Source organism: Rhodococcus sp. NPDC127593, from assembly GCF_042671975.1.
GTDB lineage: Bacteria > Actinomycetota > Actinomycetes > Mycobacteriales > Mycobacteriaceae > Rhodococcus_F.
In genome coordinates, this window is the sequence record NZ_JBHXWI010000024.1 from 136,560 (window position 1) to 146,405 (window position 9,846).

Annotated in this window: 6 protein-coding genes; 2 read left to right on the top strand and 4 right to left on the bottom strand. The window is 59.5% G+C overall.

What is annotated here, in order from left to right; all coding sequences use genetic code 11:
- Positions 1–26: 26 nt before the first annotated feature.
- Genes ACFVJ3_RS23135 through ACFVJ3_RS23145 form a run of 3 tightly spaced genes read right to left on the bottom strand, consistent with a single transcriptional unit; the run spans position 27 to position 1,700 of the window.
- The gene (locus ACFVJ3_RS23135) at positions 27–593 is read right to left on the bottom strand and encodes a recombinase family protein (protein ID WP_378454254.1); all 567 of its coding nucleotides are present in this window, start codon (positions 591–593) and stop codon (positions 27–29) included.
- Positions 590–1,483, bottom strand: coding sequence for a Fic/DOC family protein (locus ACFVJ3_RS23140; protein WP_378454255.1), 894 nt, complete (start codon positions 1,481–1,483; stop codon positions 590–592). Before ACFVJ3_RS23140 ends, ACFVJ3_RS23135 begins: the two co-directional genes overlap by 4 nt.
- Entirely contained in the window at positions 1,476–1,700 is a 225-nt protein-coding gene (locus ACFVJ3_RS23145) for a hypothetical protein (RefSeq protein WP_378454256.1), read from the bottom strand. Before ACFVJ3_RS23145 ends, ACFVJ3_RS23140 begins: the two co-directional genes overlap by 8 nt.
- 165 nt (positions 1,701–1,865) lie before the next feature.
- Here ACFVJ3_RS23145 and ACFVJ3_RS23150 point away from each other — a divergent pair, with 165 nt between their 5' ends.
- Positions 1,866–2,384 (top strand): hypothetical protein, encoded by a 519-nt coding sequence (locus tag ACFVJ3_RS23150; RefSeq protein WP_378454257.1) that lies wholly within the window; start codon positions 1,866–1,868, stop codon positions 2,382–2,384.
- A 389-nt stretch (positions 2,385–2,773) separates the two neighbouring features.
- Positions 2,774–3,832, top strand: coding sequence for a hypothetical protein (locus ACFVJ3_RS23155; protein ID WP_378454258.1), 1,059 nt, complete (start codon positions 2,774–2,776; stop codon positions 3,830–3,832).
- Positions 3,833–4,752: 920 nt separating this feature from the next.
- On the opposite strand, the gene ACFVJ3_RS23160 is transcribed toward ACFVJ3_RS23155, so the two are convergent.
- Positions 4,753–9,564, bottom strand: coding sequence for a DEAD/DEAH box helicase (locus tag ACFVJ3_RS23160; protein WP_378454259.1), 4,812 nt, complete (start codon positions 9,562–9,564; stop codon positions 4,753–4,755).
- Positions 9,565–9,846 lie beyond the last annotated feature (282 nt).

The window sequence follows — 9,846 nt, forward strand, 5'->3', positions numbered from 1 at the left end:
CTCGTTCACGGTGGTTTCTTGAACCGCTACGACACGGGAGTTCGCTCAAGCGCCCGGGCGACCGACGAACGTCCAACTCGGAGTGTCTTCGCGATCGATTCCAGGCTCTTTCCCTGTGTACGGAGAGTGCGGGCGAGTTCAGTGCGGTCGGCATCCATCACTGTGGGGCGGCCGCCGCGCCTGCCTTGGCGTGCGGCTGCGTCGAGCCCGGCGCGGGTGCGTTCGATGATCATGCGTCGTTCCATCTGGGCGAGGGCTGCCATGATGTGGAACAGGAACTCGCCACCGGGGGTGGTGGTGTCGAACCCTTCGGTGAGGGATCGGAACTGGATGCCACGTTCCCCGAGGTTGTGGACGGTTTCGATGACGTGCCGCATGGACCTGCCGAGTCGGTCGAGTTTCCACACCACGAGCACGTCGCCGTCGTTGTCGCGCAGGTAGTTCAGGCATTTGTCGAGCTCGGGGCGGGCAGTCTTGGCGCCGGACTCGTAGTCGGTGAAGATCTTGATCGCCCCGGCCTCGCGAAGTGCGTGTTCTTGGAGTTCCGGGTTTTGCTCGAGGGTCGATACTCGTGCGTATCCGATGATGCTCACAGTCTCGGTCCTTCCGGCCGCGATCCAGGATGGGACATGGTGTGGCCGGTCGTCATGTTGTGGCCGGTGTCCGGTGTCCAGTACGGCTGTTGCCAGCTCGATTCGTATTCCGACAGCTCACGATGTTCGGCGACGGCCGCCGGTGTCGGTTCGGGCTGATGATCGACGTCGGCCACTGTGTGTTGGGTCGACCAGGTGTACGGCTCGTCGAACCGGTTCTCCGCGTGCTCGATCATCGCTACCCAGTGCTCCTGCACGGTGGTCAGGGCGTCGCGGCCGGGCGCGGCGACCACGCCGACCGGGATGGAGTCCTTTTCGACGATCACCGGACCGAGGATGTCGCCGAGGATCTTGCCCTGGTCGACGAACGAGAATGTGCGCGCGGCCTGCAAGGCGCCGACGTTGATTTCTCGCCAGTCGATCGCCCACCCGGCCTGGTGGGCGAGTTGGTCGACGAACACCTTCTGCGTCCGGGAGTTTCCGTCGACGAAGGGGTGCAGCAAGGTCAGGTCGCCCCAGCACTCGGCGACTGCAGTGGTGAACTCGGCGTGGTCGAGTCCGCGAAGATAGTCGGCGGCCGCGAGGTTCGCGAAGTTCTCTGCGATGCCTGCCTCGATGGACTCCGGTGAATCGTGTTCGATGCCGGTGTTTCCCGCGAAGGAACGAACGGTGCGGATCTCGCCGGCCCACTCGTAGACGTCTTGGAGCAGGTAGTAGTGGATGTCCTGCAGATGGGTAAAGCCGAAGTCTCCGGCCACCGGTTCGACGGCGAGCTCTGCTAGCCGCCATGTGGTTGCGGCGGATTCGACCTCGACGAGGAGCCGGGGATCGGTGTAGCCGAAGAGGTTCCGAAGGACCTGGGTGTCCGGGTAGTAGTACGGGTTATCCAAGGCCGTGCCGTGCCCGGATGGCGGCGTGGGCGCGGTTGAACGCGTCCTCACCGCTCGTCTCGCCGGTCAGCACCTCTCGGGCGACGTGCTCGGCGTCGTCGGTGAAATCGAGTCCGCCCATTTCGAGGGCGGCCTTGATCCCGGCGACCTCGACCTCGATGTCCGTGTCGGTCAGCTCTCGCCGCGGTTCGCGCGGGATGCTTCGTCTCTCCGCCATGGCCTCCCCTTCCGTTTCGGGCCTCAGTTGGCCGCTGTCATGATTCCCCACCCGACCGACAGATCACCTTGACCGAGCCCGGATCGTCGTTCTCCGTTGAAAGCGACCCTACGGGTTCGCCCGAAAACGGTCCAACCCCATGTTTCGGGCGAATAGGTTTCGGTCATGAGTTTCGGTCGGCCGTTCGGCGTGGTCACGGATTCGAGACCGAAACGCTCGATTCGACGCCCGAATACGAACGATTGCGGCCCGACACCTACCGGATCGATCACCACCGTCGGTATTGCGGTTTCCATTGGAAACCGCAATACTGCATTCATGCCCACCGACTCGAACATCAGCAATCCAGCGGCGAGGCGTCGCGACGCTCAGTTGCTCGTGAAGCATCTCGAATTCCTTGCTGACAACTACGTCGATCAGGCACTGGTCAAGGACGCACTACTGGGGGGACTCAGCCAATCGGAAGTAGCGAAGCTACTTGGCATGAGCAAGAAGACAGTCAATGGGCACGCGCGCGTTCCATACATGAGGTACGCGGCATCGATAGATCCACGAGCCGGGGAGCGCGTCCATTTCGATCGAGAGTTCTTCGCCTACGTGTGGGGTTCCGACGATGCTGCACAGTCGGCCACTGCGCGATGCAAGCAGTACGACCGCGAGAGACTCCTCGTCGAGTCTGATTGAGCGTCGGAAATCGACCCATTACGACCACCATCGGCCCAGGTTGAGGGCTCGTCGCCATCAGGTTCAGCTCTGATGACAAAGGGGCGTCTCGAAGCCGGTCGATGAGGACTGAGCCCCGTCGGCCTGCCGACGATTGCCCAGGCCAAGGAGGCGCATCTAATACTCGGCCCCGCCTGTCCCGCACTGCAGACACCCCCACATGACCACAGATGACCGTCCACGTGAACATGTTCCAGTGATCGAGGTCGCACACCTGTCATGCGATGATGCGGAAGCGAAATTCGTACGCCGCTTCCAACCGGTTGCTGGCACAATTTTCGGGGCTTTGACTGATGGGACGGTCGACAGTGACAGGTGAAACAAGTGACGCTTCGGCAGTGGTCAGTGGGATGAAGCACGCCCTCGTCGCGTACGAAGTTTCTCTCTCAGAGCTTCGCAAACCTAAGGTCACCCTCCCTCTGGATAATTTCGACGGGCGTGGGGCTTCACTAATCCGCCTCTTCGCCACTTATGTGAATTCGATGCCCAAGGAGCGTTTAGTCCAGAAAGATTCCCGTCACTTCGGGATGCCGCACGACGTCGAGACGGCTGGTTACACATATCGTTGCAAGATCGTCTCTGGCACATCGGGAATCTTCAGCGTCATCAAAAAGCCAGGCGATTCCGGACCTGGCTATACGCGCACCTCCCAGGATATCGAGCAGATTAACTTCGCCGTGTACTTCGTTCAGCCGCCTGACGCGCACGTAGGTTTCCTTCTGATTGAGACAGTCGCCGGACGCTCGGTCGGCCAGGCCTTCAGGACAATCTTCATCAACCTCTTCAGAGCTCGATATCCAGAGGTAATGATCGCCATGGCGCGGACGGCGGAGGTCGATGCTTGGAAGGAAGCTGAAAGGGCTGGTCAAGCGGTGTCAGTGAAAAGTATCACCGCCATACACCGAGGAATCGACGCCAGCGCGATGCAGATGTTCGGCATCGGGGGAACACCCCGGAAGTTGGGCGAGTACCACCGCATTCTCCGGTTCAAGGAAGAACCCGAGTCGTCCGAGATTCTGAAGAAGATGCGTGAGTACTTTTTCCCAACGAGTAATGCGTTGCCCGTGGCCGATGGCACGGTGGCGCTCTCAGATGGGGACGACGGCGGACCTGATGAGGACGAAGCTAGCGAACTTGTCGCCGAGGTGTCCTATCCTGGCCGCAAGAGCCAAACGATCCGCGTCTCGGGGGCTCGCCCCCCGCTGATCACCTACCCAGTCAATACGGTCGGCGCTGAGGACACCGATGCAGCATTCAAGCGGGCGTCGAAGGTCGTGGTCAAAAGCCTCGTGGAACAAACAGACTGCAAGCTGCCGCCGAAGTGGGATGATAAGGCTTGGGACGACGCAGGAAATTTGCCGGTGTGGGAGGTGAACGAGTTTGCCGAGGATCCGGACCGCGCTACGTAACCTCGCGGACGATGCGGTCATTGACCTACGCGACCAAACTACGGGTGGGGTTCGTTTTCGGTACGCGTTGACCTTGGTAGGGCTTCCCTTGGCAACGGGAGCACTTGCTTTCGTGTTCTGGCGTCATGAGCTGGACCCTTCGAAGTGGTTTCCTGCGGCCGCGATCTTCGCCGGCGCACTAATGGGCACAGTGTCGCTTCTGTTTGGCAGGGTGAAGGACGTCGCAGCCGCACCACGGCTCGAAGTAGGACGAGACCCAGTCTTTCAAGCGACAGTCGTCTTCAGGTCGGCGCTGTATGCGGCTCAGGTAGCGTTGTTCATTAACGCGGTACTGCTTGCAGTAACGGTGTTACCCCGGGGCGGATTCACCGAGCTAGCTGGCTGCGTCGCCTTGGCCCTATTCGCACATCTCGGGATCAAGGTCGCATTCCTGCTCGTCGGGCTCCGAGCTCAAATGTTTGCGACGGCAGGCAGCCGGGCACAGCAGCCCCTTACGCTTGTTCGCAATCGTCACGCATCGTGAAGGCGCCTTCGCCTGGATGACACGACACCGCGAGATGGTCGCCGGACTGCCTCCACCCGGTCGTATATAAGGGAATCGTTCTGCATCGTATAGATGAGGAATTGAGAATATAAAGATTTCAATCTCTATGGTCCCGGATACGATAGGGGAGCTTCCCCGACCGCACTCGCGAATTATGGAAACTCGCAGATAATTTTGACGCCAAGCCACTATCAGTTACACATTCCCGCTTTTTGATGCCGTGGCTAGCGTTGAATCGAAGAACAGATCGACAATCCATTTTTTGCATGACAAATCCGACCAACATTGATGGCCTGACGAGGTGCCCCGGTCAGGCGGTGAAGTTTGCCCTGACCGGGGCGGCCGTGCGGGCCAATACGTCACGGCTTGGCGTTCGCTATTTGGCCAGCAACTCAAGATCGGGAAGGTTGTCGACGATCTTCATCGTCTCAACGCTGACTGTCGTGATGCGTTTGACCAGGTCTAGGATGTAGCGAGGCTGATCGTGCTCGGTTGCCCAGTCATTGGGGTCGTTTCGGATCCGACTCTCCTTATGGACGGTGACCTGATACCGCTCCATGACCCATTCAATCGCAGACTTCGAACCCAGCGTGTAGCGGTACGCGTCGTCGGGGATACCGGAGAGTGTGATGTGGTTGTTGTAAATGATTGTTGATCGGTCTTTGCCCTTCCCGAATGTCATCTTCTGCACTCGGTAGAGCTCTTCAGCAGATGCCGCACCGGTTGCCGTCTCGGTCAGGTCCTCGTATGGTGCGACGTTCTCGTACCCGATATGCAGCTCTGAGAGGGCTCTACCTGCTTCCGAGAAGCCGTAGAAGTCTTTGACCTGCGGGATTCTGGGGAGCATCTTTTTCAGGTTCGATGCGAACTCCGCCCGGTACGTGGGTGAGTGCAAGATCCCGTAGACGTAGAAGAAGATGTCATCCTTGGTCATCGCTGAGCCGTAGGCCTTGCGATATTCAGCGAGGGTCGCGTCTGTGATGTTGTCCATCCGCTTGAATGCGGATTCGGAATCGTCGATGTCACTGTAGAGATCGGCCTCGTCGGCGGACGGCTCATATGTCCATCGCGGATAGAAATTCACGGCGCTGATTCCCGCGGCGCCCAGGTCAGGTAGGGCGTCGGTCATCAGGCACATGAATTGGGGGGCTAGGTTGCCCGGGTTGGGGATGAACATGCCGATATTGCCGTGTTGGAGAGTGGGGAAGAACTTGGGTAGTTTTCCACGCCGATCATTGAGCTCATCATCAAAATATGCGTACTGCTTACAGAATGGCCGGTAGGTGCTGACCTGGCGGTGGTCAGGATCGTACTGAAGGCGTTGACCTCGCTCAACCTTGGGAAGGAGCCCCGACGACCAACTGATCTTCGTGTCGTCGTATGTGACAGCATCCTTGACTTTCAGATCGGGATCATCGATTGCCTTCGCCGGGTAGAACTCACGCTCTGCGTTGAAGAAATCGATTGTGGTTCTAATGTTTCGGGCAAGCGACACGCGTGAGAAGTTGTATACCCACGCATCACGGTTAGTCTTCAGGCCGCCCGAGTAGCCACTGAAGAAGGTGGTTTCACCTGTCGTAGTCTTCTTTGCTGCGATCGCCGTGTATGCGCCAAAGTTGGCGTCCCGCTGATCGATCCAGTCGCCTTCAGGGTTCGGGGAGATCGTCTCCCATTCGATGTCTTCGAGCCTGCCTGCTCCAACTATGGCGAGCTTGTCTTCCTTTGTCAGGTAGTCACCGATGTCACGGTAGAAGATTGTGCACGGCCCTGTGTGGGTTGGGTTTTTTACCGCGATGAGGATTGCAATGGTAGTTTGCGAGCCCTCCCCGAAAACTTTGCCGCCTTCTTTCCTCCAGTCGCCCCGTTGGTTTCCTCGCAAGTTGTACACGTACAGGGTCGAGTATTCGGCGGCGAGAGACAGACGGAGGCCATCGGTTGTGTTGCCGTTGATCCAACCGCCGTTGGACACGTAGGCAACGATGCCGTGGTCACCGATCCGATCAGATGCCCATCTGATCGCCCGGATATAGCTGTCATAGAGCTTGCTCTTCAACGTTGCTGTGGACTTGGCGGCGTAGGACTTCTGAATGGCGCGGTCGAGCGTCGGATAAGCCTGATTCGCATTGTTGTCGTTAGCGCTAGTCTGACCGGCGGAATACGGCGGGTTCCCGACGATAACCCGGATGTCGAGACCCTTCTGGTGAGCGACGCGGGCGTTGTTCTGCGGGAAGATCAGGTCGTCCATCGTGTCGCCAGCCTCGGCGATCTGGAAAGTGTCGGTTAGGACGATTCCATTGAACGGCACGTAGTTACCGCCGGCGATGCCGTGAAAAGTGGCTTCGATGTTGATCGCGGCGATGTAGTAGGCCAGAAGTAGGATCTCGTTGGCATGCAGCTCGTTGGTGTACTTGTAGAGCAGGTCCTCGGGTTTGATCAGTCCGGACTGCAGAAGCCGGGCGATGAAGGTTCCGGTGCCGGTGAACGGGTCCAGGACGTGGACTCCCTTGTCGGACAGGGAAGCCCCGAATTCGGCGCGCAAGGCGTCGTCAACGCTGCGGATGATGAAGTCGACGATCTCGACGGGCGTGTAGACGATCCCGAGGGATTTGGAGGTCTTCTCGAATGCGAGCTTGAAGAACCGCTCGTAGAGCTCTGTGATGATCTTCTGTTTGCCCTCAGCGTTGTCGATGCCGTCGGCGCGTTGCCTGACGCTGGCATAGAACGACTCAAGTTCGGCGTTTTCCTTCTCCAAGGCCTGGTCGTCGAGGACGTCGAGCATGGTTTGCATGACCTGCGAGACCGGGTTGTGGGCGGCGAACTCGTAGTCGTCGAACAGCGCGTCGAAGACCGGTCGGGTGATCAGGTGCTGGGCGAGCATATCGATCGCATCGGCTCGGGCAATGCCGTCGTTGAGGTTGTTCTGCAGACCAAGGAGGAAGTCGTCGAACGTCTTCGAGACCAGCGAGTCCGGGGTTTCGAGCAGTGCGGTGATGCGGGTGGTGTGGTGCTCGGCGATCTGTGCGACGCTCTTCGCCCAGTCCTCCCAGTAGGTGCGTTCGCCGACCTTGGTGACGATCTTCGCGTAGATCGCGTCCCGCCATTCCTCGACCGAGAACAGCGCCATTTGTGTCGCCGCGACCGCGTCGGCCGCGTCCGATGCGCCATCACCGGTCGACGCGCTGGTCTCGGTGCTGTCGCCGCTGCTTGATCCGTCGTCGAGGCCGACGGTGCCGACCATAATGTTGTCGGGTTTCTTCTTGTTCAGGTCGATCTTGTTGATCGTGGCGTTGAACCGGTCATCGTGCGCGCGGAGCGCCTGGAGGACCTGCCAGACGACCTTGTAACGCTTGTTGTCCGCGAGGGCCTTCTCGGCAGCCATCCCAGAGGGGATCCCCACCGGCAGAATGATGTACCCGTAATCTTTGCCGTCGGCCTTGCGCATGACCCGGCCCACAGACTGGACGACGTCGACGACGGAGTTGCGGGGGTTGAGGAACAGCACCGAGTCGAGGTTGGGGACGTCGACGCCCTCGGAGAGGCAGCGGGCGTTCGAGAGGATTCGACACACTCGGTCGTCAGTGGGGGCTTTGAGCCACTCGAGTTCATGGTTGCGTTCGAGGGCGTTGTAGGTGCCGTCGACATGATGGACCTCGCAGCGCAGTACCTCGTCGTCGGCATCGTCGTAGCCGTCGAGGACCTCGGCGAATCTGTCGCGCAGTTTCTTCGACGCCTTGATGGACTGCGAGAACGCGACCGCTCGACGCATCGGGACTGCGTTTGGTGGGAAGCCTTCCCCGTCGGGGGTTTGTCCGGAGCGCTTCGCCAGCCCGTTCCAGCAGCCGACGATCTTCACTGCGTCGTCGAGGTTAATCTCGTTATTCTCGTCCGCCACCTGTTCCTGCAGGGACTTGGCGATGTACTTCTCGTCGACGGTGAGGATCAGCACCTTGTAATCGGTGAGCAGATCTCGCTCTACGGCTTCACCGAATCCGAGTCGGTGGAACTCCGGCCCATAGAGGGTTTCGTCGTCCATCGACGCGAGCAGGGCACTCTTGTTCTTGGCGTCGGTCTTGGTGTTGTCGTCAAACAACCTGGGTGTTGCCGTCATATACAGCCGTTTGGCAGCTTGGATGTAGGTGTTGTCGTGGACACGCACGAACTGGGATTCGTCCTGGCCGGCGAGGGTGACACCGGTGGTGCGGTGCGCCTCGTCGCAGATCACCAGATCAAACTCCGGGAGACCCTGCTTCTGGGATTCGGATACGACGGCAATGGACTGGTAGGTGGAGAAGATCACCGTCAACTCGGCGCCATGATCGGTGTTGTTGATCGCCGTGACCAGTTTGTCGGTGTTCGTGGTGGCGGGGATCGCGAGGTCACAGATGCTGATGTCCTCGGTGTCTGAGCGTTTCCCGACCTTCGTATCCGAGCAGACCGCGAAGCTGCGCAGGGTCAGTTCACAGTTCGCGGTCCACTCCTGCAGCGTCTGAGAGAGCAGCGAAATTGAGGGGACCAGGAACAGCACGGTCGCCGGCCCACTCTTTGCCTGGGTGGTGCCCTCCGCAATTTTGAGGGAGGTAAAGGTCTTGCCGGTACCGCAGGCCATGATCAGCTTGCCACGGTCTGCCGTGGTGAACCCGTCAAAGACGTGCTTGACGGCTTCCCGCTGGTGTGGGCGCAGCCCCTTCTTCGGTAGAACCTTAAGTTCAGGTTCGACGCCGGGCGTGGGCCAGGCCAGATCCCAGTCGATAGGAGCCTGCGCCAGGTCAGCGAGGCTGATACGGACGGCCGGGATCTGCTGCTTTTCTAGGGCGTCCTCGGCGTTCTTGCCCCACTTATCCGTGGTCGACACGATGATCCGTGAGGTGAACGGGGTCTTGCCCGAGGCTGTGAAGAATGAATCGATGTCCGATTTCTGAAGGTAGTGGTCAGGCTCGTAGAACTTGCACTGGATCGCGCAGTATTCGCCTGTCTCGCGCTCTTGTGCGACCAGGTCGATGCCTGTATCCGCTTTGCCGTCGCGGCCGGGCCACTGCGACCATAGCCACACATCCGAGTACTTCTGCGCGTGTAGAGGGTTGTGCTTGAAGTACTGCACCATCAGCTTCTCGAACTTGTCGCCGCGTTCCCGGTTCGTGGTGGGCACGGCGCGGAATGCCTTGATGATGTCGTGAACCGTGGTCGGCATGCAGCTCTTTCCTCGCGTCGTCCCCACTCATCTCGGGGGCAAGTCGTGTGGGCTTTGATCCAAGCTCAGAGAGAGATTACCGACCAGGTGGCACGAGTCGACCGGGACGGCTCAAAAGCAGGGATGTTCGAGTGATCGCCGTGAGTGGTGTCTCTTGGACTTAGCTGCCGACTCGAACCTTGGACTTAGCTTGTTATTTAACCTGGTTGGGTTTCACTTTTTGGCTCCGTGATGTCGATTTTCGTGCGTTTCCCGACGTGATGGTGCTGGGCGGGGCGGCGG